Origin of the sequence: Flavobacterium sp. (assembly GCF_039930565.1) — a bacterium.
GTDB lineage: Bacteria > Bacteroidota > Bacteroidia > Flavobacteriales > Flavobacteriaceae > Flavobacterium.
In genome coordinates this window covers 62,908-87,076 of the sequence record NZ_JBDTTP010000009.1, presented here as the reverse complement: position 1 = coordinate 87,076, position 24,169 = coordinate 62,908, and the positions used below count along the sequence as shown (strand labels likewise).

Sequence of the window (24,169 nt, the reverse complement as noted above, 5' to 3'; positions counted from 1 at the left end):
TACTCCATTGATGGAAACTGTCAATTTGGTTAAAAATAAAAACGTAAAACTTTTATTAAAGCTGGAAGGAAATAATCCCGGCGGAAGTGTAAAAGACAGAGCGGCATATAACATGATTGCATCGGCTATTGAAAGAGGCGATATTAAAAAAGGAGATAAACTAATTGAGGCAACGAGTGGAAATACCGGAATTGCCCTTGCGATGATAGCACAATTATTTCAAATAGAAATTGAATTGGTTTTGCCGGAAGATTCTACAAAAGAGCGCACACAGACCATGAGAGCTTATGGTGCTACAGTGATTTTAACAGCTGCCAGCGAAGGGATTATTGGCTCACGTGACTATGCTGACAAAAAAGTGGCAGAAGGCGGTTATTTGATGCTAAATCAGTTTGCCAATGATGACAACTGGAAGGCGCATTATAAAACCACTGGCCCTGAAATCTGGAATGATACCGAAGGAACCGTTACACATTTTGTATCTGCAATGGGAACAACGGGAACCATAATTGGAACTTCGACTTATTTAAAAGAAAAAAATACAGACATACAAATCATCGGTGCGCAACCTAGTGATGGCTCACAGATTCCTGGAATCCGCAAATGGCCAAAGGAATATCTGCCTAAGATTTTTGATGCTTCAAAAGTAGACAACGTTATTGATGTGAGTGAAGAAGAAGCGAGAGAAATGACAAAACGCTTAGCACTTGAAGAAGGAGTTTTTGCAGGAATGAGCAGTGGTGGTTCTGTAGCAGTTGCCCTTAAAATTGCTGAAAAATTAGAATCCGGCGTAATCGTAGCTATAATTTGCGATCGCGGTGATCGTTATCTTTCTTCAGATTTATTTGATTAAGAAAATAAATCTGACATGTATTTATTCCAGATCTAACCTTGCATTCTAAAAGACTTAGATTTAAGAACCTCAAAAAAACAAAAAAATGAATTACAGAAAATTAGGGAAAACAAATTTTAATATATCTGAGATCTCACTTGGTACCTGGCAGGTTGGAGGTAAATGGGGATCTGCTTTTGATGATAAAATGGCTGATGAGCTTTTGAACACAGCAATTGATAATGGCGTGAATTTTATTGATACCGCCGATGTTTATGAAAATGGCTTAAGCGAAACTGCCGTTGGACGAGTTGTCCGTTCGCGATCGGAACGTATTTATGTAGCTACAAAATGCGGGCGTTTTATTAATCCCCATATCAGTGAAGGATACCAGCCAAAAGCAATTCAGCAATTTATTGAAGACAGTTTAAGAAGAACAGGACTTGAAACTTTGGATTTGATTCAGCTCCACTGTCCTCCGACCGAAGTTTTTTACCGACCTGAAATGTTTGAGATGTTTGACCGATTGAAAGAGCAGGGCAAAATTTTAAATCTGGGGGTAAGTGTAGAAAAAGTTGAAGAGGCTCTGAAGGCAATTGAATATTCGAATGTAACAACGGTTCAGATTATTTTTAATTTATTTCGTCAAAGACCTTCCGAATTATTTTTTTCAGAAGCAAAAAAGAAAGATATCGGCATTATAGCAAGAGTTCCTTTAGCTAGTGGGCTTCTGACAGGCAAATTTGATCCTGCAACCACTTTTGAAGCTGATGACCACCGTAATTTCAATAGAAACGGCGAGGCTTTTGATAAAGGCGAAACCTTTTCAGGAATCGATTATGATCTGGGTCTAAAAGCAGTTGAAGCTTTAAAAAAATTATTCCCTGGCACTCCTAATCTGGCTCCTATTGCATTGCAATGGATTTTGAGTTTTAATGAAATTAGTTGTATTATTCCGGGAGCTTCAAAAACAAGTCATGTGTTATCCAATTTATCAGTATATGATTTGCCAAAGCTATCTTCTGAAAAAATTGAAGCTATGAATAAAATTTACGAACAATACATAAAACCTTCCGTGCATCAACTTTGGTAATTTAGAAACCTAAGTTTGCAAATTTCTAAAAAAATGAAGTTATTGTTGTAATTTACAATTCCTTAATATCGTATTGCATTTTTATATCAAAAACCTAAATGCTCACAAAATCGAATTTTAAAGAGTGGTTCAATCGCTATAAATATGCTGAGTTAGCAAGTACGAGTGCTGCACTAATTACTTCATTTTTCAGTAAAATTTACAGTGGACTGACAACAGCATATTTAATTACATTTGCAGAATATCTGGCTTTTTATGGTGTGATTTTGTTTAGTTCCTATAAAAAATTAGCAAAGGAAAATAAACTCCTAAACAAAAAAACCTCGACTACAGAAATTTTTAAGCTAGTAAAAAATTTAATTCTGGAATTTGGCTATCCTGCATTTTTAGATTTTTTATTTATTCGTCCTTTTTTCATGTATTGGATGCCGATTATTTTTGGGAATTATTTCTTCGGAATTATTTTTGGTAAGATTGCTGCTGATTGCTGTTTTTATTGCTTTACGATAATCAATTATGAAATTATTAAAAAGAAAAAAAACTAACCTGCAAAAACAATTTCGAACTCTGCTCCTTTATTTTTCCCTTTACTTGCTGCCGTTAATTTTCCACCGCTTTTCTCCACTATTTTTTTACATAAATACAAGCCTATTCCTGTAGAGGTTTCATTGGCAGTTCCTAATTTGCCCATTTTTGTAAATTTTCTGAAAAGCTCATCAATTTGATCTGGATTAAATCCCATTCCATTATCAGAAACAGTGATTACTAAATTATTACCTTCCTTAAAAATCCTGATTTTAATTGTACTGTCAAAATAGGAGAACTTTATGGCATTACTAACTAAATTTACCAGCACCTGAATCAATAAACCTTCATCAATCTTAAGCTTAGCTTCTGAAACAGCAACATCCAAATCCAGTTTTATGTTTTTATCTGCTAAGCGCTGTTCGACCTGTTCTGTAATAAAGGGTAAAATTGCTGACAATACAATTGTTTTTGCTTCCTGGTTTACATTCAAAATATGATCTTGCTCTTTAAGCAGATTGATGAAATTTTCAATGTATCTAAATTGTAAATCCGTAGACTGACAGATCAATTCAGCCAGATCTTTTACCGATTCAGATGGATGTTCATTAATAATTAATTCCGCTAAACCATGAGGATTTCCTGCAAAGTTTTTTAAATCATGAGAAAGCATATAAATTAAATCCTGCTTTTCAATAATGAAATTTTCTGTCTCATAAATTAATTCCTGGATATTGCACATCAGTAAGCCTGCTTCATCTTTATATTGAGTAGGTAGCTGTGACATAATTCTTTCACTGCGATATTCATTTAAGGATTTAGAAGCAAGCTGAATGGGTTTTATTAGTCTGTTTAATATCAACAATGTTATCAAAGTTGCCATTAAGGTCATAATTAAAGCAAAAACTAAAATCGAATCAGGTGAAATATTATTTTTAGCATATAACACAAAAAACAAAATTCCGATTAAGGGAATATTAATCCCAATAAAGGCTACAAATAAAAATTTAAAAGCATAGCTTTTTTTCAAAAAACTAATCTTTGACAGTGTATGATACAACTTCATAAGACATAACGATTCTTGGTTAAATGTAGAATTGGGGGGATTCTATGTAAACAAAGTTAACTTTTAAACACAAGCAAAGCAATAAATTAAAGAATTTGATAAAATATTTTAAAATTTAAATTTAAAAAAGTTTACAAACCCTTATTTTTGCGCTATGGGAAGAAAAAATACAGACAAAATTGTCTTTCATCAAATACAGGTTCTTGATGCAGGGGCAAAAGGTGTATCAGTTGCAAAAGCTCCTGACGGAAAAATAATCTTTATTCCGAATGTTGTTCCGGGCGACGTGATTGATATACAGACTTTTAAAAAAAGAAAAGCATATTACGAAGGAAAAGCAGTTAAATTTCATGAATTATCGGAGCACCGAATTGATCCGATTTGTCAACATTTTGGTGTTTGCGGAGGGTGTAAATGGCAAAACATGAAATATAGCCAACAATTGTATTACAAACAAAACGAGGTTAAAAACCATTTACAAAGGATAGGAAAAATTGAACTTCCGGAGTTCGAAGATATTCTGGGTTCTGAAAAGCAGTTTTTTTACAGGAATAAAATGGAGTTTTCATTTTCGAACAGCCGCTGGTTAACCGAAAAAGAAATTGAAAGCACAGAAGATTTAGGAAATAGAAACGCATTAGGTTTTCATATTCCCAAAATGTGGGACAAAATTCTGGATATCAGCAAATGCTATTTACAGGAAGATCCTTCAAATGCTATCCGAAACGAAATAAGGGATTTTGCTAATGAGCATAATTTAACTTTCTTTAATCCGAGAGAACATTCAGGTTTGTTGAGAACTTTTATGATCCGTACAGCTTCAACCGGAGAAATTATGGTATTGATCCAGTTTTTCGAAAATGACAAAGCCAGTCGCGAATTGTTATTGGATCATCTTTATGAGAAATTTCCACAGATCACTTCATTACAATATGTAGTGAATTCAAAACAGAATGATACCATTTATGATCAGAATATAAAGTTGTATAAGGGTAGGGATTATATTCTGGAAGAAATGGAAGGCTTAAAATTTAGCATTAACGCTAAATCTTTTTACCAGACGAATTCTGATCAGGCTTACGAATTATATAAGATAACACGGGATTTTGCAGGACTTACAGGTAATGAAACTGTTTATGACTTATATACCGGAACCGGAACTATTGCTCAATTTGTTTCTAAAAAAGCTAAAAAAGTAATTGGTGTTGAAAGTGTCCCTGAAGCTATTTTAGATGCTAAAGCAAATGCCGAACGCAATAATATTACCAATTGTGAGTTTTTTGTTGGAGACATGAAAGTTGTTTTCAATGAAGCTTTTATTGCGCAGCATGGAAAACCTGATGTTATTATTACAGATCCTCCAAGAGATGGAATGCATAAGGATGTTATTGAACAGATTTTAAAAATTGCTCCTGAAAAAATTGTTTATGTTAGTTGTAACTCGGCTACCCAGGCGCGTGATTTAGCTTTGATGGATGAAAAATATAAAGTAACCCGTGTACGCCCTGTTGATATGTTTCCACAAACGCATCACGTTGAAAATGTTGTACTTTTAGAACTTCGATAACACAATTACATGAAAAAAATACTGTATTTTCTATTGCTCTTTACATTTGGTTTGTCAGGCTGTGAGAAAGATGATATTTGTGAGGCAACTACACCAACCACTCCCCGACTGGTTATTTCTTTTTATGATATTCTTCGTCCTTCAATAAGAACAAGTGTAACCAGACTGAAAGTCATTGGTGAAGAGCAACCCGAAGGAATTGTCTTCAATAAAAACGGTATTGATGAATCTAAATATCTCATAAGCAGCGATTCTATTGGTATTCCTTTAAAAACAAATAATGACAGTGCTACATTTACTTTTATATTAAATTCTGGAAGTACTAATCCCGCTCTTACTAATACAGATAAGATAAAAATTAATTACACGAGACAAAATGTATATGTTTCCAGAGCCTGTGGTTTTAAAACGATATACAAATTAGATACGCAAAAACCATTTGAAATTACTGACTCCGGCAACGATGGTTTATGGCTAAAAGAAGTTCAGGTACAAAATCCTAATATTGAATTTGAAAATGAAACACATGTTAAAGTATATTTTTAGTATTTGCTTGCTGTGTTCAATATTAGTACACGCACAAGAAACACCAACAGATACTATAAAGAAAATTAGTGCTGAAAAACCAAAAACTGAGCAAACAATATCAGATAGCATTCCTGTAAAAACAGACCGCTATGGTTTGCGTGTAGGTGTAGATTTATACAAACTCACCAGAGCTTTTTATGACAAAAATTATAAAGGTGTAGAATTTACTGGTGATTTTCGGCTGACAAAAAGATACTATGCAGCTGCTGAATTAGGTTTTGAAGACAAAACTACAGATGATGAACAATTAAATTCGACTGCGACAGGAACTTATATAAAAGCAGGTTTTGATTATAATCTGTATGAAAACTGGCTTGATATGGAAAACCTCATTACAGTAGGTCTCCGTGGTGGTTTTAGCACTTTTAGTCAGGAATTAAATAGTTATAAAGTTTATAATTCAACTCCTTACTGGGGAGAAAAAACCGAAATTAGTGGAGGAGAAAAATACACCGGATTAACTGCATCTTGGGCAGAAGTCGCTTTAGGATTAAAAGCAAAAGTTTTTAATAATGTTTTTGTTGGTTTTGGTGTCCAGCTGAAGGTTTTAGTGACAAATAAAAAGCCTGATGGATTTGACAACCTTTATATTCCTGGCTTCAACCGTACCTATAATGGCAGTTTTGGTGTAGGGTTCAATTACACGGTTTCTTATTTTATTCCTATTTATAAAAAGAAAATAATTATTCCCGCAATAAAAGAAACTTCTAAAAAATAGATTCTTTATAACATAAAAAAAAGCCTCCAAATAGTGTCTCCCTTTTTGGGGCAGTCTAATTTGGGGCTTTTTATTTTTATCATAATTTTTTAAAAAATTTTATTATCCAATTTCCTTAACTTCTTTTATAAAAATCCATTTCATAAAAAGTTTTTCACCATCCTTAGTTTTCAAGGCCTTAAATTGCGGACCTATCAAAGTAGCAACAATAAAAGCAGTCATAGGAATCCACAGTCCTGTTAAGCTTGTATAGTTTGCGGCAATAAATCGTATCAAAAGAAAGAGAATAGCAAAACATCCCAACTGATATAAAAAAGCTCTTATTTGTAATTTTGTCATTTTATATTTTTTAAGTTCAAAGTTGCACAGGTTCAAATTTACAAAGTTTTTTTTGCTCCTTTGAACACATACATGTGTTTATTCAGAAACCTGAAATTTTGTTCTCTTACTGCCTTCGTACATTTCATATTTCACCAAACGTGCTTCTAAACTGGCATTGAAAAGTTTGATCTTTCTGGAAGGTTTTAATCCCACAAATTTCAGGGCTTCCAGATTTGCGGTAATAAACCAGGCGTTTGTTCCCGGATAGCTTTTCTTTAAAGTATCACCAATATTTTTGTAAAATTCTTCCATATGAATATCCAGACGCTCATCATACGGTGGATTGAAAACCATCTGTAATTTGCCTTCAACAGCTTTTTCGGTATCAAAAAAGTTATTCTCTTCAATAGCTATATAATCCTCTAAATTAGCATTTTTGATGTTGTCTTTTGCTTTTTGAACGGCACTTGGCGCTTTATCAAAACCTTTAATCGTATAATGAAATTCTTTTGTCTTTTTCATCAGGCTGTTTACAATCTGATCGAACAAATCATTGTCCCAGTCTTTCCATTTTTCAAAAGCAAATTCTTTTCTATTGATGTTTGCCGGAATATTACAGGCGATCATAGCCGCTTCAGCCAAAAAAGTTCCTGAACCACACATTGGATCTAAAAAGTGGCTCTGTCCTTCCCAACCTGACAATAACAAAATCCCTGCCGCCAAAACTTCGTTGATTGGTGCAATATTAGTGGCGGTTCTGTAACCACGCTGGTGCAATGAATTCCCTGAAGTATCCAAAGCAACAGAAACCTGATCTTTATCAATATGAACGTTGATTCTTAAGTCCGGAAAAGCTTTATCAATACTTGGTCGTTGACCTGTCCTTTCTCTAAACTGATCTACAATGGCATCTTTACATTTTTGGGAAACAAATTCAGAATGATTAAAATAGGTAGAATGCACTGTTGCATCAATCACAAATGTCTGGTTTGCATTCAATAATTTTGACCAGTTTACGCCAGAAATTCCTTTGTATAATGCCTGCTCATTATTTGCCCGGAACGAATAGATTGGTTTTAAAACCTTAAGCGCAGTACGCAACGATAAATTCGCTTTGTACATAAAGCCCTTATCGCCTTTAAAACTTACCATTCTCACTCCTTTTTCAACATCCTGAGCTCCAAGATCCTTTAATTCTTTTTCCAGTATTTCTTCAAAACCAAAAAAACATTTGGCAATCATTCTAAAATTTTCTTCCATCTTTATTTTTGTTTAAAAAAAACTCCGATCGCATACACATCTCTGATTATTCAGGTATCTTAACGAAATAGTTATTTTTCGGCAAAAATACACTAAATTTGCCGGACTTTGAATTAATTGAAATAGAATAAATGTCTGACGCGCCCAACCCATCAACACCTAATAAGGATGATAATACCGAAAATTGGTTTTCTTCATGGTTTGATACTCCCTATTATCACATTCTTTATAAAGACCGAAATTACAGGGAAGCACAGATTTTTATGGACAACCTTACACATTACCTAAACTTGCCTGAAAAAGCAAAAGTTTTGGATCTTGCTTGTGGAAAAGGACGTCATTCTATTTATTTAAATCAGCTTGGATTTACTGTTTTAGGAGCTGATTTGTCTGAAAACAGTATTGCCGAAGCCAGCAAAAACAGCAACGAAACACTTCATTTTAAAGTCCACGACATGCGTGAACCTTTTGATGAAAAATTTGATGCTATTTTTAATTTGTTTACCAGTTTTGGTTATTTCGAAAATGATGACGACAATTTGACAACCTTAAAAGCGATCAAAGAAAGTTTAACCGAATATGGTTTTGCAGTCATTGATTTTATGAATGTGCCCAATGTAATTGAAACTTTGGTTCCCGAAGAAGTAAAAACAGTTGATGGAATCGATTTTAAAATTAAAAGATATGTTGAACGAGGGCATATTTTTAAAGAAATAGATTTTGAAGATCAAGGCAGAAAGTATCATTTTACCGAAAAGGTAAAAGCCTTAACGATAAAAGATTTTGAAGAATTAATGGCCGAAGCCGGAATTTTTCTGTTGGATATTTTTGGTGATTACAAACTCAAAAAATTTCACAAGACCGAAAGCGAACGATTAATCATGATTTTTAAATAAATTGGTAAATCAACAAATGAATTATCTTTTACCCTTATTTTCCGTACTTTTAGGATATATTGTGGCTTTGTTTTTAAAACCAAAGAACAAAACCAATCTAAAACTATTGCTTGCATTTAGTGGCTCTTTTCTGTTGTCACTAACAGTAATGCATCTGTTGCCGGAAGTTTACGAATCGCACAATCACAATATTGGTTTGTTTATCATGATCGGCATTTTATTTCAGATCATTCTTGAATTCTTCTCAAAAGGAGCTGAACACGGGCATGTTCACGGAGATGCAAAGATGTCTCAGATTCCGTGGCTGCTTTTTATAAGCCTTTGTATCCATGCATTTTTAGAAGGTTTTCCCGTAAGCCATCATCATGGACTGGCTATCGGAATTGCAATTCACCATTTGCCAATTGCTGTTATCTTAACCACATTTTTTATCAATGCCAGCCTTAATAAAAAAGCCATTTTTGCTTTTATGATTACTTTTGCCGTTATGACGCCTTTGGGAACTATTGCTTCCCAATATTTACCTTTTCTAAATGATTATTATACTGAAATAACTGCCATTGTAATCGGAATATTATTTCACATTTCCTCAACTATTATTTTCGAAAGCAGTGAAGGACATAAATTCAATATTGCTAAAGTTTCTATGATTGTTATCGGAATTCTATTGGCATTCTTATTATAAATTTTGGGCGTGCCCACATTTAGAAAAGGTGCCAATTCACATTACGCTTATTATGCGCCTTTCCTAAATGTCGTCTGGCTATCCGCACTACTTCGGTAGTTTGCTATTATCCCTGATATTTTTGCCATACTGGTCAAAAAGCTTATTATATCCATCCTTTTTATAATTAATCAACAAATATAATATTTTAGTCGTTTAAGTAGATTTAATCAAAAGTAAATCAAAGCCAGAAAACAAATTAAAATTTCATCTACTTTATCTTCTAAATTTCGGGATTGAAATAAAAAAGAGTAATTTTGGAGTTGACCAACCAGATGCAAAATGACCTTTACAAAAACTACAGAGCAAGCTTCAAAATACGAACATTTAGAAAAAATGTCGGTTCATGACTTGCTAACCAATATCAATAACGAAGATAAAACAGTACCGGATGCTGTTGAAAAAGCAATCCCCCAAATTGAAGCTTTGGTTTTTCAAGTTGTGGCTAAATTAAAACTGGGCGGACGAATTTTTTATATCGGTGCCGGAACTTCCGGACGTTTGGGTGTTGTTGATGCTTCAGAATGTCCTCCTACTTTTGGAGTTCCTTTTGATTTGGTAAACGGAATTATTGCAGGTGGAGACACGGCAATTCGTCGTGCCGTAGAAAATGCCGAAGACAATTCTACACAGGCCTGGATTGATTTGCAGGCAAATAATATCGGCAAAAATGATGTCGTTATTGGAATTGCGGCTTCCGGAACAACTCCTTATGTTATTGGAGGACTGGAAACCTGTAATCAAAACAATATCCTGACAGGCTGCATTACTAATAATGCCGGAAGTCCATTGGCTTTAACGGCTCAATTTCCTGTTGAAGTTGTGGTTGGACCAGAATTTGTAACCGGAAGTTCGAGAATGAAAGCCGGAACGGCTCAGAAATTAGTTTTAAATATGATTTCGACTGCGGCAATGATTCAGCTTGGAAAAGTAAAGGGGAACAAAATGGTCGATATGCAATTGAGTAACATCAAATTGGTAGATCGAGGCGTTAAGATGATTATGGGAGAAATTCCGGTTTCATACGAAGAAGCCTCAGGATTATTAAAAAAATATGGCAGTGTTAGAAATGCTGTTGATAATTATGATGCTTAAATAAGATCTAATCATAAATTCCAAGGCTTTATACAAACTGGTAAACTTGAAACCTCCAACTTCTCAAAACCTGACCTGAGACTGAAAATCAAATAGGCTAAACAAAAATATGGCAACAAATAAACAACTATTAGCAAAAGGAGTTAAGTATCTATCAGGTTCTCTGCCGCTTTTATTTATTGGCCCTTCACTTATTTATAACGCTTTTATGAACAAGCATACCAACTGGCATTATCTGGTTTTAGGAATTGGAATTGTGGCTTGCTTAAGTGGTATGTTTTTGATTTTTTACGGATTGAAAATCATTATGAAAGGTTTGTTTAATGATTAATCTATACCTTTAATATACTCCCAAATACAATATGGAAAGCCTAATTCACATTCAGAAAACCTTCGAGAGAGTCAATTACATTGACAAAAAAATCAACAACCGGGAATTCGAGGATTGTGTTTTTAAAAACTGTGATTTTTCCAACAGCAATTTCGCCTACAACACTTTTTTGGATTGTGAGTTTATCGATTGTAATTTGTCAATGACCACTTTATCAGGAAGTAGTTTAAAGAATGTGAGTTTCAAAAACTGCAAGCTGTTAGGAATTGCATTTAGTGAATGTGATGACTTTTTATTTCAGGTATATTTTGAAGAAAGTACTTTGGACTATGCCATTTTTTCGAATAAAAAAATGCCTAAAACCAAGTTCATCAATTGTTCTGTGAGAGAAGTTACTTTTATTGGAACAAACTTAACCAGTTCGGTTTTTGATAATTGTGATCTTGATGGTGCAATATTTAATGACACGCAACTGGCAGCTGTCGATTTTAGAACGGCTTACAATTATAAAATTGATCCGGAATTTAATCCAATGCGGAAAGCGCTGTTTTCAACTCAGGGAATTGTGGGACTTTTAGACAAATACGATATTAAAATTATTTAGTTATGGAAGTAAATAAATGGTATTTAGAAAGCGTTAAAAAGCAGGTTTTGTATTATAAGATGCTGGGCGAAAAAGCAATGGATCAATTAGAACCGGAAAAGCTTTTTGTTGCTGTAAACGAAGATACTAATAGTATTGCCACTATAATTAAACATATTTCCGGCAACATGCTTTCGCGCTGGACTGACTTTTTAACAACTGACGGAGAAAAGGAATGGCGCAACCGCGATGCGGAATTTGAAAATGATTTAGAATCCAAAGAAGAAGTTTTAGATGTTTGGAACAAAGGCTGGGATTGTTTTTTGGAGGCTTTAAAAAATTTAAAACCGGAACAGCTTTCGGATATTATTTATATTCGTAATGAAGGTCATACCGTTATTGAAGCCATTAATCGCCAGCTGGCACATTATCCTTATCATGTTGGACAGATTGTTTTTTATGCCAAGCAATTAAAAAACAGTCCGTGGAATAGTTTATCCATTCCACTGAACAATTCCGGAAATTACAATGCCGAAAAGTTTGCCAAAGAGAAAGAAATTAAGAACTTTACGGATGATGAATTAGAAAGATTAAAATAGTCTTTCTTATAATCCTGAAGCTTAGCCCTGATTGAAGTGTAAATCCTTTTTATTTTTTCTTTAAAAATAAAAAGATTGCAATGGAAAGCAGGATGATGCTCCTGAAAAACATAATTTAAAATGAAAAAAATACTATTACTCCTTCCACTACTATTACTCATGTCTTGTTATGATGCGGAGCGCAATTGCAAGGATTTTAAAAATGGGAAATTCAAGTTTGAGTATCAGGTAGATGGTGTAAAAAAAACAACCGTTTTTGAGCGCAGGGACAATATTGAAATCGAAACTTATGAAGGAAAAACGGATACCTCAACTGTGCGATGGGTAAGTGACTGCGAATATGTTTTGCAAAAAAAACACCCTAAAAACATGGCTGAAGAAAAAGCCATTAGCATGAAAATCCTAACGACTTCAAAAGATTCGTATACTTTTGAATTTGGAATGGTTGGTTCTGAAGAAAAACAACGCGGAAAAGTAGTGAAAATTGACTAATAGAGAGTAAAAATGGACGTGTTTTTAAACCCTGATGCATGGATTGCCTTATTGACACTGACTTTTCTTGAAATTATTTTAGGAATTGACAACATCATTTTTATCTCGATTGTAACTGGAAAACTTCCGGAAGAAGATCGTAAGAAAGCAACTAGAATTGGTTTGTTTTTAGCGATGTTCATGCGAATTGCATTGTTGATGGGAATCTCCTATTTAATTGCCATGAAAGCTACACTTTTCAGCATTCATTGGGGATGGCTGGAAGGTGATTTTACAGGACAGGCCATCATTTTATTTTTAGGAGGACTGTTTTTAATCTATAAAAGCACTAAGGAAATAAGTGAAAAAGTAGACCATCACGGTGAAGAAGAAAAAACATTAAAAACAGCTGCTAAAAAAAGTTTTTCGAATGTAATTGTGCAAATTCTATTGATAGATTTAATATTTTCTGTCGACTCTATTTTGACTGCTGTTGGAATGACAAATGGTGTTGAAGGAGCTTTAACGATTATGATTACAGCGGTTATAATTTCAGTAGCCGTTATGATGTTATTTGCAGTTCCTGTTGGCAATTTTGTCAATAAAAATCCATCTATACAAATTTTGGGCCTTTCTTTTTTAATCTTAATCGGTTTTATGCTGATAACAGAAAGTATGCATTTATCTAATGCTACCCTTATTGGTGAACATATTGGAGCAGTTCCAAAAGGATATTTGTATTTTGCAATTTCCTTTTCTTTGGCAGTAGAATTTATCAATATGAGGATTCGAAAAAAACATTCTTAAACTAATATTTAAAAGTTCCCTCGAGGAGCTTTTTTTGTTTAACAAATAAGCCTAATATTTAATAAAATATAGTTTGAATAAAAATTTAAATGTGTTTCTTTTACAATTCTATTATTTTTAAATTAGAGCCAAACCAAACGCATGAAAAATACAATCTCACATAGAGTTGCCGACTTTTTAAAAAACTTTCCTCCTTTTAATCTTTTGCTTCAAAAAGACCTGGAAAAATTATCAGAACAAATTTCTATCATTTATAAAGAAAAGGATTCGGTGATTTTTACAGAGAATGAGAAAACGCATGATTCATTTTATGTCGTTCACAAAGGAGCTGTCGCCTTAAAAAAGAATCAAAAAAATGTTATTCTGGATATGTGTGATGAAGGCGACATTTTTGGACTAAGACCCCTTTTGGCTCAGGAAAATTATGTAATGGAAGCAAGCACTTATGAAGAAAGTATCTTGTACGCTGTTCCTATTGCAGTTTTCAAACCCTATGCATTAGAAAATAAGGAGATTGGTAATTTTCTCATCGAAAGTTATGCCTCCAATACCAAAAATCCCTACTCAGAAGTTCATAAAACCAATTTATACGGTGAAGTATTAGCAAATGAAACGCTTAGTTCTGATAAAGAATTATTTGATTTACAACCCGTTAAATATTCCAAAAAAATTGTGACCTGCAGCCGATCTACAACAGCAAAAGAAATCGCTAAAATTCTAACTAAGAAAAAAGTCGGTGCAATCTTAATTGTGGATGAAATGCTTCCTATCGGGATTATTACTGACAAGGATTTGCGCAACAAAATTGTTTCCGGAGATTATCCCATTACCACCACTGCAGAAACCATTATGACATCACCGGTTATTACCTATTCTAAAAAAATGACCGTAACCGAAGCTCAAATGGCTATGATAAAAAGTAATATTAGCTATTTGTGTCTTACCAAAGACGGAACTGTTAATACAAAAGCGGTTGGCATTTTATCCAAACACGACCTTATGGTATCGTTGGGAAATAATCCTGCCGTTTTAATTAAGGCATTAAAAAGAACAACAAAAGTTAAGGAAATTAAACCTGTCAGGGCACAGATTATGCAATTACTACAAGGATATTTGGATCAAAATATTCCTATGACCCTAATTACAAAAATCATAACCGAATTAAATGATGCCTGTGTAAATCGTGTTATTGATCTTTCGTTAGAAAAAATGAACAGCGCTCCTCCTGTAAAATTTGCCTGGCTTGCACTTGGTAGTCAGGGAAGGGATGAACAGATGCTGCATACTGACCAGGATAATGCTATTGTTTATGAAAATGTTTCGGAAGTTTTTAAGGATGAAACCAAAGCCTATTTTTTAAAATTAGCTACTTATATCAACAAAGGACTTTTTACGATTGGTTATGAGTATTGTCCTGCAGAAATGATGGCTTCCAACCCTAAATGGTGTATGAGCCTGGAGGAATGGAAAAGTCAGGTACATTATTGGATTAACAATCCGGGGAAAAATGAAGTTCTATTATCGTTTATCTTTTTTGATTACAGTTTGAAATATGGTGACGCTGAAATTGTTAATCAATTGTCAGATTCGATTTTTGAGAGTGTAAAAGCCAATCCGATTTTTTATGTACATTTGGTAAGCGGTGCTTTGCAAAGTCCGTCGCCTACAGGTTTTTTTAGACAATTACTTGTCGAGCAGGACGGCGCTAATAAAGACCAGTTTGATATTAAGAGACGAGCACTGATGCCGCTTACAGATGCTGCAAGGGTTTTAATTTTATCTCATTCCGTAAAATCTATCAGCAATACGGCAGAACGTTTTGAAAAACTCGCCGAATTAGAACCTCAAAACAGCGAGCTTTATTTATCCTGTTCTTACTCGTTTAAGGCGTTACTGAAATTCAGAACCAAACAGGGTCTTTTACATCATGACTCGGGACAATTTATTGCTTTGGAATCCCTTTCGAAGATGGAAAAAATAAAGCTAAAAAGGACTTTTAAAACGATCAAGGAACTACAGGAATTGATTTCGGTTCGTTTTAATATTTCTAATATTGTATAAGAATGGGTGTATTTAACTTTTGGAAAAAAGAAGACAATCTTTTCGATGAAAATATAACGATCGAAGAAACACGTTTTGTAGTTTTGGATACAGAAACAACAGGATTTGATTATATAAATGACAGGATTTTATGTATTGGAGCGCTTGTTTTACAAAATAATATAATTTCAATCCAAGATAGTTTTGAAGTTTATGTAGAACAGGATCATTACGATAAATCAACTGCGCAGATTCATGGGATTTTGAAAGATTTTGTTGCAAAACGTCCTTCAGAGTTAGAATCTTTAAAGCAGTTTCTAGAGTATCTGGGAGACTCAATTATTATAGCTCATCACGCCCATTTTGATATAACCATGATCAATCGTGCACTGGTTAGAAATGGATTACCTGAATTAAGTAATAAAGCACTGGATACCGGAGTTTTATACAAGAAAACCTTAATCAAATCACATTTGTTTGAACGAAAAGACCATTATACTTTGGATGATTTAGCAGATAAATTTGATATTTCTAAAAAGGACCGACATACGGCATTGGGAGATGCCTATATTACAGCAATTGCATTTCTTAAAATTATTAAAAAGCTAAGAGAAAAAAAAGAAACCAATCTGAATCGGTTGTTTAAATAATGAGTATAAATTCAGGTCAAAAACTTATTCGCTGATTTCAAAAATTTCCTTTTTAATTTCTACTGAATAAGCATTTGGAGAAATATTTCCTCCATAGCTTTTGGCATACACCTTAGTGAATTCAGCGCCAAAATATAAGATAATGGCCGAATAATAAACCCATACCAAAATTATAATAACAGACCCTGCAGCACCATAAACAGATCCTATGGTTGAGTTTCCTAAATAAAAACCAATAGCAAATTTACCTATCATGAAAAGAACCGATGTACAGCCTGCACCAATAAAAGCATCTTTCCACTTTATATTCCCATCTGGTAGTGTTCTAAAAATAATAGCAAAAAGGAGTGTAATACTTCCCAATACAATAAATATATTGATAACATAAAAAAAGTATACGGTACTTTCAGGAAAATAAATTTTTAATCTCGCATTCAAAATATCTAAAACAGCATTTAACATTAAACTGACCAGCATTAAAAAACCTACTGAAACAATCATTGAAAAAGACATTAGTCTGTTTTGCACAAATTTCTTAAAACCTTTATCAGGTTTTGCACGCAATCCCCAGATATAATTAATTGAGCTCTGAATTTCTGCAAAAACTCCTGAAGCTCCTATTAATAACATAACAATACCAAAAATAGTAACAAAAACATTACTGTCTGAGAGCTGTACATTTTTGATAGCTTCCTGAATTTGTTTGGCAGCCTCATTTCCTACCAACTCGTTTATTTGCCCATAAAGCTGACCTGTTACGGCTTCTTCTCCAAAAAAGAAACCACAAATTGTTATGATAATGATTAATAATGGCGGTAATGCAAAAATGGTATAATAAGATAAAGCAGCACTTAATTTTATGGCGTCATCTTCTATAAATCCTAAAAAAGTCCTTTTTAGCAAGTACCAGGATTTGTCTACTATATTTCGTTTATCCACAGTTGAAAATTTTATATATGCACCAAATTTAAACTATAATAGTTTTTTTTGGGTTTCATATTATGAAAATATTTTACATTTTTTCCATGTCGTATTTTGGAATTAAAATCACTGTTTTACAATCTTTAGATATTCCTGATCAGATCCTAATTTCTTAATTTTAAGTATTTTTTTGAATTCACTTCTGGTTGGTCTGATTAAATAGGATAAAGAATCTAACATTTTACTTTTAATAGTTGTTAATGAATCCAGACTTTGTAGATCTTCAGTATAATATATATTTCTGAATTTTATTTTATTCTTTGTTAAAGAAACGAATTCAACATGCCAGAATACTGAATCTCTAGTACTTAATACCAATTGTCCATCAATTCTTTTTGCTTTTTCATTATATGAAAATCTAAACAAAGTGTCAGTAAATTTTTGAATTAACTCTATTGAATCTCCCTTTGGTTTCATATCATATTTATCTTTGGTATTCTTCATGGTTAATATCCCATCGATAATATAATATTCACCGTTCAACGAATCTAAAGCAAGTTTATGAATTGTATTTCTATCGAATTGTTCTCTTATGATTCTATCTTCTTCAATTCGAATAAAAACAGAATCCTGATTCCTATACAATCCTCTAAATTTATTAGGAAAACGATCTAACTCTGAATCATTATCCGGCTGTGGATTTTCAAAATTAAAAGTCAGACAATCTACACATGCGTCAGCTTTTTTACAAGAAACAATACATGTTATTATAGCTAAAATTAAAATTACTTTTTTCATAGCTCAATTATTGATAATGACAAAAAATCCCTTTATCATAAACCGTCCACAAACTTGCTTTTTGATTGGCAGCTTTCAAGGCACTATTTGCCCAGGTATTACAAGTATAGAAAAGACTGTAGCTTCCTTTTGCTTCGTAAAAAGCATCTTTTTTACCGTAGCTGTGGCCTTCAATCCATTCAGGATATATTGGATTATTGAAACTGTCTGAAATAAAAGTGACTAATTTTTGATAGTTGTTCTTAGAAATTAAAATGCGTTTGCAATCATCTCCTTCTTTTAATTGTTTGAAAAATGTTGTGTGCATAGCAGATGTGCTTACTCCAAATGTAGCTTTTAATGCCGTACTGGCTTTTAAATCAGACCATTCCGGCGTGTCAAGATAAAAACCTTTATCACCCCAGCCAAAAGCGATAAAATTCATCAGGGAATCTTTTGATTTTGTCTGACTGAACTGAATCTGGTTTCGCCAGTCTTTGATATCATTTTTTATCGGAACGACAATATCGGTATGAACGCCGTTTGAAAGGATGTAAATCGGAATGGCATTTTGTTCTTCAACTTTTGCAAGATCTGAATTGACCGTGATTTTTGAAATGAAATAAACTGATACTACATAAAGAACAAGAAAACTGAAAATTCCGAGAAGCGTCCAGCCTAAAAATTTAAACGTTTTTTTTAGCATTTTTGATTGGTTTTAGATTTAGTTATTGGTTGATTTTCTGTAACCAATTTTTAAGCCAAAAAATTTAAAATGCTGAATTTTGTTTTCACAGTTATTAAAAAAAACAAAAATATCTTGATTTTACCAGATTAGTTGCTGAATAATTATTGTAATCTAACCAACAAAAAAACCTGCAAAATTACTCTTGCAGGTTCTTGTATATTTCTGTTTAATCCTATAAATTGAATGACCAATTAGCAATTAAATTCAAAGTATTCGTTTTAATTACTCCTGACTGATCATAAATTTGTATATGTTCAATTGTATTTTTTAAACCTAAATTATCTCTGAGTTCTATGGAAATTTTATTTTTCATGTCAATTCCAAAAGTTTTACCAATTCCAAATGAAACTCCATAATCTCCCGAAACATTATCAGCTAATGGAAAGTTATATTGGTAATTAGAACCGTAAATAATAGTACCTCCGTCTCTATTGAAAAACTTAGACTTTTTTTTATGCTTTTGCAAAAACGATATATAAGGTCCGCCATTTAAATAAAAAGATTTATTTTTTCCAATATTATACTTTAATACCAAGGATAATGAAAAATATTGGAATTTATTATTTGTCTTTGCATTAATAACTTCATGTAGAATTATACCCGTACTCTCATCCATATACGTAATTGGATAATCAGTTTCATTTTCTATCTCTTTTTGGTCAAAATTAAGACCACTAATAATTGATAAGGTATTGTTTAGCTGATATTGAATAAAAACACCTCCTAAAAATCCAATATCGGGTTTTGTACTCTGCAAAAAATCACTACCTCTAAAACTAGTATAATTTGGACCTAAAACTAATCCTAAATTATATTTACTCTGAGCATAATTAATATTATGAAAAAACGCAATTGTAAAAAAAGATAATAAAAAATTTTTCATAAGAACTAAACGTTAAAACGGAAGTGCATCACATCACCATCTTTTACGATATATTCTTTTCCTTCAACTTTGAATTTTCCTGCTTCTTTTGCTTTTGCTTCTGATCCGTAATGAACGTAATCTTCGTATGAAATTACCTCAGCACGAATAAATCCTTTTTCGAAATCAGTATGGATAACTCCTGCTGCCTGGGGAGCTGTTGAACCAATGTTGATGGTCCAGGCGCGGACTTCTTTTACACCAGCGGTAAAATAAGTCTGTTGCTTTAATAATTTGTAAGCGGCACGAATTAAAACAGAAGCTCCTGGCTCCGTTAATCCCATATCTTCAAGGAAAACCTGACGCTCTTCGTAGCTTTCCAATTCGGTAATATCAGCCTCTGCTCCTACTGAAAGAATAATTACCTCAGCATCTTCGTCTTTTACTAATTCACGAACCTGATCTACATATTTATTTCCGCTTACAGCTGAATTTTCGTCAACATTACAAACGTATAGAACCGGTTTTGCGGTAATTAACTGGAATGTCTCCATTAAAACTTCCTCATCATTATTTTGGGGAACAACAGTACGAGCCGATTTAGCCTGTAATAATGACTCTCTGATTCTGTCTAAAAGTGCTTTTTCAGTCTGTGCTTCTTTATTTCCTGTTTTGGCTGCACGATTTACTTTTTCCAAACGTTTTTCAACAGTTTCTAAATCTTTTAACTGCAATTCGATATCGATTGTTTCCTTATCACGAATTGGGTTTACATTTCCGTCAACGTGAACGATATTATCATTGTCAAAACAACGTAAAACGTGAATAATAGCATTACACTCTCTAATGTTTCCTAAAAACTGGTTGCCAAGGCCTTCTCCTTTACTTGCCCCTTTTACCAAACCTGCAATATCAACAATATCAACTGTTGCCATTTGTACGCGCTCTGGTTTTACCAATTCCTCTAATTTGTTGATTCTTGGATCCGGAACGTTTACAACGCCAATATTGGGTTCGATTGTACAAAATGGAAAGTTGGCACTTTGCGCTTTTGCATTAGATAAACAATTAAATAATGTTGATTTTCCAACATTTGGTAATCCTACAATTCCTGCTTTCATCTGTTGTTCTGTTTGTTTTTATATTGATCCTGATTTTTCAGGTCATATAATTAATGCTTTTACCTGGTAAAATAGAAGCATATTAATGAATTTTAATTTATTTACTGATTTTATTTTCTGCCAAAATGATATTTTTTGGCTTTAAAATTTTGCAAATATAAGATTTAATAGCTCGTCAGTGAAGTAAAAATGTTGATTAATGTATTTTACAGACTATTCTTTAAAAAAATTAAACTTTTTATTAAGCTTTTGTTAAAAAACATTACTTTTATCATTAATCAAAACAAAACAATAAAAAAAACCCAACAAACATGAAAAAGATTGCACTATTTTTATTTCTATTAAACACAGCATTTCTTTTTGCACAAAAAGAAGTTTCGGGCGTCGTCAAAGACAAAACAGGTTCACCTCTTCCAGGAGTTAATATTCTGGAAAAAGGAACTTCAAATGGAGTATCTACGAATTTTGAGGGAGGGTACAGCATTAAAGTTAAAGACGGTGCTACTTTAATATTTAGTTATATGGGGTATGGTACAACTGAAAAAGCAGCTAATAGCAATACTGTAGACATTATTTTAGACGAAAGTGGGGGCCAGCTCCTTAATGATGTAGTGATTGTTGGTTCCAGAAACGCTAAAAGAACAGTGGTAAATTCTGCAGTGCCTATAGATATTATTAATGTTAAAGATGTAACGACACAAAGTGGAAAACTTGAAATTAATGAATTACTACAATACGTTGCACCCTCTTTTAACGCTAATAAACAATCCGGATCTGATGGAGCCGATCACGTAGATCCTGCTTCATTAAGAGGTATGGGACCGGATCAGACTTTGGTATTGATTAATGGAAAAAGAAGACATCAATCCTCTTTAATCAACTTATTCGGTACACGTGGAAGAGGAAATACAGGTACTGATTTAAATGCAATTCCTGCAGCTTCTATCAAAAGAATTGAAATTTTAAGAGATGGGGCAGCAGCTCAATATGGTTCTGATGCGATTGCCGGAGTAATTAATATTGTATTAAATGATAATGTTAATGAATTCACAGGAGCTGTAACCTATGGTGCTTTTAATACCAATGCAAAAGGTGATTTCCCTGAAGGAACAGCTAATACTGATGGCTACAGATTAGATAAAAATGGTAATGGAAATACTTTTGGAAAAGATCAGGCTTTTGATGGCGGATCTTTAAAAGTAGCAGCAAATTATGGCGTACCAGTTGGAACAAAAGGCGGATATGCTAATATTACAGGTGAATTCCTGAACAAAAACAAAACATTACGACCTGGTTTTGATTTTAGAAAAGGGTTTGGAGAAGCTGAGATTCAGGGTGTGAACTTGCTTGTGAATTTTGCTGTCCCACTATCAGACAAAACTGAATTTTATGCTTTTGGAGGAAGTAATTTTAGAGATACCGATGCTTATGCTTTTACCAGAAACGATGGTGAAAGAGTTGTAGAATCAATTTATCCCGGTGGATATACTCCAAGAATTACATCAAAAATTAACGACAATTCGATTGCAGCCGGAATCAGAACTGAAACTAGTGGTGGATGGAAACTGGATTTGAGTAACACTTTGGGTCAAAATAAATTTCATTATAATATTGAAGGAACTATCAATGCTTCCCTTGAGGAAAACTCTCCTCTTGAATTTGATGCAGGCGGGCACAGCTTACTTCAAAATACGACCAATTTTGATGTTTCTAAAAATTATGATGGCATCCTTAGTGGATTGAATTTAGCTTTTGGAGCAGAGTTCAGAATGGAAAAATTCGAAATTTTTGCCGGCGAAGAAGGTTCTTACGCTACTTATGATACGAATGGAGATCCTATTACAGATCCAACAACTCAAAGTGCGCCTACTATTCCAAATCCTGATTATGACCCAACAGATCCTGATTCTTCTCCAACTACTCCAAGACCTGGAGGTTCCCAGGGTTTTCCGGGGTACAGCCCTGCAAACGAGGTTAATGAAACCCGTAGCAATTTCTCTCTATATACAGATGCAGAATTAGACGTTACTGACGCTTTTATGGTAAGTGGTGCTTTACGTTTTGAAAATTATAGTGATTTTGGCAGTACCATAAACGGAAAATTAGCTTCAAGGCTTAAAATTACAGAAAATATCAACTTAAGAGGCTCTGTAAGTACTGGTTTCCGCGCACCATCATTAGCACAGGTTTATTACAATTTGCGTTTTACTAATTTCAGTTCCGGCGGCGCTACAGAAGTATTACTTTCACCAAATAATAGTCCGGTAACAAGGGCATTTGGAATTGAAGATTTAAATGAGGAAAAAGCAATCAATGGGTCTTTAGGATTTACAGCGAATTTTGGTGATTTTACTGCAACAGTTGACGGATATATGATTAATGTAAAAGACAGAATTGTATTAACCGGCTATTTTGATGCAACTCAATATAACCTTGGAGTTGACAAAGCACAGTTTTTTGTAAATGGAGTAGATACAAAAACTACGGGTCTCGACGTAGTATTTACATGGAAAAAAACAATAGGAGAAAATAGATTTGGTGCCACATTATTAGGAAACATCAATGATATGAAAATCGATAAAGTAAAAAATGGTGCTTTAGATGAAAAAACATTTTTTGGAGAACGCGATAAAGCCTTTTTATTAGCTTCTGCACCGGAAAGTAAATTTGCCCTAAACCTGAATTATGCCAGAAAATGGTTTGATGCCGGATTGGCATTTACCAGATTTAGTGAAGTGAAATTATTAGATTATCAAATGGATGAAGATGTAGCAGATTATGGTAGTTTTGAAAATCAAAAAACAGCAGCTACAGATACCTATGGCGCTAAAATTGTAACAGATTTAACTTTAGGATTCAAACTTTCAAAATCAACAAAAATAAGTATTGGAGCCAATAACCTTTTAAACATTTATCCTGACCAACAAGATGACTGGGTTGAAGCAGGCGGATATTGGGATGCGGTACAAATGGGTTTTAGCGGAGCTTATTACTATGCAAGACTGGGCCTTAATTTTTAAGAAATCATTTTATAATAAAAATTTCCTGAGTTTAATGCTCAGGATTTTTTTATTTCTAGTCTAAGAATTTAAAGTTTAAATTCTAATGCGTTTATAATTGCCTTTTCTTCTTCAGTAGCAGTAAAACCTGATATATCCCAGTAATTAGTAAGGACTTTGTTTTTTTTATTAAAAAGTGTTTTCTCTTTAAATACATCACTTTCGCTGTACGTAAATTTCTGTTTATTAAAACTGGTGGTTATAAAATTATTCCGAACCTGAATATTTTTGATTTTATCTTTTAAAATATGATCATAAGCAATTTCTTCATTTGAACTTAATAAATAATAATTATCGTCCTCTATTCTATAAGCTACTTTTACAAATGATCTGGTAATGTTTTTAGAATTTATTTTTGTTCTTTCTTTAATTTTATCAAGGTTAAGTGGTGCCATTTCAATTGTAAATTCAACAATAAGCTTCTTTTCAGGATCATATATAATTTCAAAATTCTCTAAGGCTTCTTTAGCATTATCCAAAGGTTTTATAGTCATGACATAATAATCTTTATTTTT

General features: G+C 33.3%; 26 protein-coding genes. 17 read left to right on the top strand and 9 right to left on the bottom strand.

Annotated features, from left to right (window positions below; genetic code table 11):
* The 3 genes from cysM to ABI657_RS04465 all read left to right on the top strand — a co-directional run.
* Window positions 1-853: cysteine synthase CysM (cysM, locus tag ABI657_RS04475; protein WP_348096044.1), on the top strand; the 853-nt coding region annotated here is incomplete at its 5' end.
* Window positions 854-938: 85 nt separating this feature from the next.
* Window positions 939-1,925 carry an aldo/keto reductase gene (locus tag ABI657_RS04470; RefSeq protein WP_348096043.1) on the top strand — a complete coding sequence of 329 codons (987 nt, stop codon included), beginning with the start codon at window positions 939-941 and terminating at the stop codon, window positions 1,923-1,925.
* Window positions 1,926-2,023: 98 nt separating this feature from the next.
* Window positions 2,024-2,470: a hypothetical protein gene (locus ABI657_RS04465; RefSeq protein WP_348096042.1), complete on the top strand. Its 447-nt coding sequence runs from the start codon at window positions 2,024-2,026 to the stop codon at window positions 2,468-2,470.
* Here ABI657_RS04465 and ABI657_RS04460 read toward each other — a convergent pair.
* The gene (locus tag ABI657_RS04460; protein WP_348096041.1) at window positions 2,467-3,480 is read right to left on the bottom strand and encodes a HAMP domain-containing sensor histidine kinase; all 1,014 of its coding nucleotides are present in this window, start codon (window positions 3,478-3,480) and stop codon (window positions 2,467-2,469) included. The genes ABI657_RS04465 and ABI657_RS04460 overlap by 4 nt on opposite strands.
* 190 nt (window positions 3,481-3,670) lie before the next feature.
* Here ABI657_RS04460 and rlmD point away from each other — a divergent pair, with 190 nt between their 5' ends.
* Genes rlmD through ABI657_RS04445 form a run of 3 tightly spaced genes read left to right on the top strand, consistent with a single transcriptional unit; the run spans window position 3,671 to window position 6,389 of the window.
* Window positions 3,671-5,083, top strand: a complete 1,413-nt coding sequence (gene rlmD / locus ABI657_RS04455; RefSeq protein WP_348096040.1) for a 23S rRNA (uracil(1939)-C(5))-methyltransferase RlmD — start codon at window positions 3,671-3,673, stop codon at window positions 5,081-5,083.
* A gap of 9 nt (window positions 5,084-5,092) precedes the next feature.
* Window positions 5,093-5,629 (top strand): DUF6452 family protein, encoded by a 537-nt coding sequence (locus tag ABI657_RS04450; RefSeq protein WP_348096039.1) that lies wholly within the window; start codon window positions 5,093-5,095, stop codon window positions 5,627-5,629.
* Window positions 5,601-6,389, top strand: coding sequence for a DUF6048 family protein (locus tag ABI657_RS04445; RefSeq protein ID WP_348096038.1), 789 nt, complete (start codon window positions 5,601-5,603; stop codon window positions 6,387-6,389). The genes ABI657_RS04450 and ABI657_RS04445 overlap by 29 nt, the downstream gene beginning before the upstream one ends.
* A 102-nt stretch (window positions 6,390-6,491) precedes the next feature.
* On the opposite strand, the gene ABI657_RS04440 is transcribed toward ABI657_RS04445, so the two are convergent.
* The gene (locus tag ABI657_RS04440; protein ID WP_348096037.1) at window positions 6,492-6,728 is read right to left on the bottom strand and encodes a hypothetical protein; all 237 of its coding nucleotides are present in this window, start codon (window positions 6,726-6,728) and stop codon (window positions 6,492-6,494) included.
* A 78-nt stretch (window positions 6,729-6,806) separates the two neighbouring features.
* Window positions 6,807-7,970 carry a THUMP domain-containing protein gene (locus tag ABI657_RS04435; protein WP_348096036.1) on the bottom strand — a complete coding sequence of 388 codons (1,164 nt, stop codon included), beginning with the start codon at window positions 7,968-7,970 and terminating at the stop codon, window positions 6,807-6,809.
* Between the two features lie 131 nt (window positions 7,971-8,101).
* On the opposite strand from ABI657_RS04435, the gene ABI657_RS04430 reads away from it, so the two are divergent.
* The 10 genes from ABI657_RS04430 to ABI657_RS04385 all read left to right on the top strand — a co-directional run bounded on the left by ABI657_RS04430 (window position 8,102) and on the right by ABI657_RS04385 (window position 16,166).
* Window positions 8,102-8,866 carry a class I SAM-dependent methyltransferase gene (locus ABI657_RS04430; protein ID WP_348096035.1) on the top strand — a complete coding sequence of 255 codons (765 nt, stop codon included), beginning with the start codon at window positions 8,102-8,104 and terminating at the stop codon, window positions 8,864-8,866.
* A 16-nt stretch (window positions 8,867-8,882) separates the two neighbouring features.
* Entirely contained in the window at window positions 8,883-9,551 is a 669-nt protein-coding gene (locus ABI657_RS04425; protein ID WP_348096034.1) for a ZIP family metal transporter, read from the top strand.
* A gap of 321 nt (window positions 9,552-9,872) precedes the next feature.
* Complete coding sequence (gene murQ / locus ABI657_RS04420) at window positions 9,873-10,685, top strand: N-acetylmuramic acid 6-phosphate etherase (protein ID WP_348096033.1); 813 nt, start codon at window positions 9,873-9,875, stop codon at window positions 10,683-10,685.
* Between the two features lie 109 nt (window positions 10,686-10,794).
* Window positions 10,795-11,016, top strand: coding sequence for a DUF6095 family protein (locus tag ABI657_RS04415; protein ID WP_348096032.1), 222 nt, complete (start codon window positions 10,795-10,797; stop codon window positions 11,014-11,016).
* A 31-nt stretch (window positions 11,017-11,047) separates the two neighbouring features.
* Window positions 11,048-11,620, top strand: a complete 573-nt coding sequence (locus ABI657_RS04410; RefSeq protein WP_348096031.1) for a pentapeptide repeat-containing protein — start codon at window positions 11,048-11,050, stop codon at window positions 11,618-11,620.
* Window positions 11,621-11,622: 2 nt separating this feature from the next.
* Window positions 11,623-12,198, top strand: coding sequence for a DUF1572 family protein (locus ABI657_RS04405; RefSeq protein ID WP_348096030.1), 576 nt, complete (start codon window positions 11,623-11,625; stop codon window positions 12,196-12,198).
* Between the two features lie 120 nt (window positions 12,199-12,318).
* Entirely contained in the window at window positions 12,319-12,690 is a 372-nt protein-coding gene (locus ABI657_RS04400) for a DNA topoisomerase IV (RefSeq protein ID WP_348096029.1), read from the top strand.
* A gap of 12 nt (window positions 12,691-12,702) precedes the next feature.
* Window positions 12,703-13,476: a TerC family protein gene (locus ABI657_RS04395; protein ID WP_348096028.1), complete on the top strand. Its 774-nt coding sequence runs from the start codon at window positions 12,703-12,705 to the stop codon at window positions 13,474-13,476.
* A gap of 141 nt (window positions 13,477-13,617) precedes the next feature.
* A complete protein-coding gene (locus ABI657_RS04390) occupies window positions 13,618-15,537 on the top strand; it encodes a DUF294 nucleotidyltransferase-like domain-containing protein (protein ID WP_348096027.1) in 1,920 nt (639 codons plus the stop codon).
* A 2-nt stretch (window positions 15,538-15,539) separates the two neighbouring features.
* Window positions 15,540-16,166, top strand: a complete 627-nt coding sequence (locus tag ABI657_RS04385) for a 3'-5' exonuclease (RefSeq protein ID WP_348096026.1) — start codon at window positions 15,540-15,542, stop codon at window positions 16,164-16,166.
* A gap of 24 nt (window positions 16,167-16,190) precedes the next feature.
* Here ABI657_RS04385 and ABI657_RS04380 read toward each other — a convergent pair whose 3' ends face one another.
* From ABI657_RS04380 to ychF, 5 genes are all read right to left on the bottom strand, one after another.
* Entirely contained in the window at window positions 16,191-17,105 is a 915-nt protein-coding gene (locus ABI657_RS04380; RefSeq protein WP_348096025.1) for a YihY/virulence factor BrkB family protein, read from the bottom strand.
* 108 nt (window positions 17,106-17,213) lie between these two features.
* The gene (locus tag ABI657_RS04375) at window positions 17,214-17,885 is read right to left on the bottom strand and encodes a hypothetical protein (protein ID WP_348096024.1); all 672 of its coding nucleotides are present in this window, start codon (window positions 17,883-17,885) and stop codon (window positions 17,214-17,216) included.
* A 7-nt stretch (window positions 17,886-17,892) separates the two neighbouring features.
* Complete coding sequence (locus ABI657_RS04370) at window positions 17,893-18,570, bottom strand: TIGR02117 family protein (RefSeq protein WP_348096023.1); 678 nt, start codon at window positions 18,568-18,570, stop codon at window positions 17,893-17,895.
* Between the two features lie 214 nt (window positions 18,571-18,784).
* On the bottom strand, window positions 18,785-19,495 hold the full coding sequence (locus ABI657_RS04365; protein ID WP_348096022.1) for a porin family protein: 711 nt from the start codon (window positions 19,493-19,495) through the stop codon (window positions 18,785-18,787).
* A 5-nt stretch (window positions 19,496-19,500) separates the two neighbouring features.
* A complete protein-coding gene (gene ychF / locus ABI657_RS04360) occupies window positions 19,501-20,595 on the bottom strand; it encodes a redox-regulated ATPase YchF (RefSeq protein ID WP_348096021.1) in 1,095 nt (364 codons plus the stop codon).
* A gap of 311 nt (window positions 20,596-20,906) precedes the next feature.
* Here ychF and ABI657_RS04355 point away from each other — a divergent pair, with 311 nt between their 5' ends.
* On the top strand, window positions 20,907-23,615 hold the full coding sequence (locus ABI657_RS04355; RefSeq protein ID WP_348096020.1) for a TonB-dependent receptor: 2,709 nt from the start codon (window positions 20,907-20,909) through the stop codon (window positions 23,613-23,615).
* A 68-nt stretch (window positions 23,616-23,683) separates the two neighbouring features.
* Here ABI657_RS04355 and ABI657_RS04350 read toward each other — a convergent pair whose 3' ends face one another.
* Window positions 23,684-24,148 carry a hypothetical protein gene (locus tag ABI657_RS04350; RefSeq protein ID WP_348096019.1) on the bottom strand — a complete coding sequence of 155 codons (465 nt, stop codon included), beginning with the start codon at window positions 24,146-24,148 and terminating at the stop codon, window positions 23,684-23,686.
* Between the last annotated feature and the right edge of the window lie 21 nt (window positions 24,149-24,169).

Bases quoted from the DNA above. Each gene is read 5' to 3' on its own strand.
- ABI657_RS04440 (WP_348096037.1), bottom strand. From the start codon at position 6,728: ATGACAAAATTACAAATAAGAGCTTTTTTATATCAGTTGGGATGTTTT.
- ABI657_RS04355 (WP_348096020.1), top strand. From the start codon at position 20,907: ATGAAAAAGATTGCACTATTTTTATTTCTATTAAACACAGCATTTCTT.
- ABI657_RS04365 (WP_348096022.1), bottom strand. From the start codon at position 19,495: ATGAAAAATTTTTTATTATCTTTTTTTACAATTGCGTTTTTTCATAAT.
- ABI657_RS04370 (WP_348096023.1), bottom strand. From the start codon at position 18,570: ATGCTAAAAAAAACGTTTAAATTTTTAGGCTGGACGCTTCTCGGAATT.
- ABI657_RS04430 (WP_348096035.1), top strand. From the start codon at position 8,102: ATGTCTGACGCGCCCAACCCATCAACACCTAATAAGGATGATAATACC.
- ABI657_RS04445 (WP_348096038.1), top strand. From the start codon at position 5,601: ATGAAACACATGTTAAAGTATATTTTTAGTATTTGCTTGCTGTGTTCA.
- ABI657_RS04400 (WP_348096029.1), top strand. From the start codon at position 12,319: ATGAAAAAAATACTATTACTCCTTCCACTACTATTACTCATGTCTTGT.
- ABI657_RS04350 (WP_348096019.1), bottom strand. From the start codon at position 24,148: ATGACTATAAAACCTTTGGATAATGCTAAAGAAGCCTTAGAGAATTTT.
- ABI657_RS04435 (WP_348096036.1), bottom strand. From the start codon at position 7,970: ATGGAAGAAAATTTTAGAATGATTGCCAAATGTTTTTTTGGTTTTGAA.
- ABI657_RS04405 (WP_348096030.1), top strand. From the start codon at position 11,623: ATGGAAGTAAATAAATGGTATTTAGAAAGCGTTAAAAAGCAGGTTTTG.
- ABI657_RS04450 (WP_348096039.1), top strand. From the start codon at position 5,093: ATGAAAAAAATACTGTATTTTCTATTGCTCTTTACATTTGGTTTGTCA.
- ychF (WP_348096021.1), bottom strand. From the start codon at position 20,595: ATGAAAGCAGGAATTGTAGGATTACCAAATGTTGGAAAATCAACATTA.
- ABI657_RS04390 (WP_348096027.1), top strand. From the start codon at position 13,618: ATGAAAAATACAATCTCACATAGAGTTGCCGACTTTTTAAAAAACTTT.
- rlmD (WP_348096040.1), top strand. From the start codon at position 3,671: ATGGGAAGAAAAAATACAGACAAAATTGTCTTTCATCAAATACAGGTT.
- ABI657_RS04395 (WP_348096028.1), top strand. From the start codon at position 12,703: ATGGACGTGTTTTTAAACCCTGATGCATGGATTGCCTTATTGACACTG.
- ABI657_RS04415 (WP_348096032.1), top strand. From the start codon at position 10,795: ATGGCAACAAATAAACAACTATTAGCAAAAGGAGTTAAGTATCTATCA.
- ABI657_RS04385 (WP_348096026.1), top strand. From the start codon at position 15,540: ATGGGTGTATTTAACTTTTGGAAAAAAGAAGACAATCTTTTCGATGAA.
- ABI657_RS04375 (WP_348096024.1), bottom strand. From the start codon at position 17,885: ATGAAAAAAGTAATTTTAATTTTAGCTATAATAACATGTATTGTTTCT.
- ABI657_RS04425 (WP_348096034.1), top strand. From the start codon at position 8,883: ATGAATTATCTTTTACCCTTATTTTCCGTACTTTTAGGATATATTGTG.
- ABI657_RS04465 (WP_348096042.1), top strand. From the start codon at position 2,024: ATGCTCACAAAATCGAATTTTAAAGAGTGGTTCAATCGCTATAAATAT.
- ABI657_RS04410 (WP_348096031.1), top strand. From the start codon at position 11,048: ATGGAAAGCCTAATTCACATTCAGAAAACCTTCGAGAGAGTCAATTAC.
- ABI657_RS04470 (WP_348096043.1), top strand. From the start codon at position 939: ATGAATTACAGAAAATTAGGGAAAACAAATTTTAATATATCTGAGATC.
- murQ (WP_348096033.1), top strand. From the start codon at position 9,873: ATGACCTTTACAAAAACTACAGAGCAAGCTTCAAAATACGAACATTTA.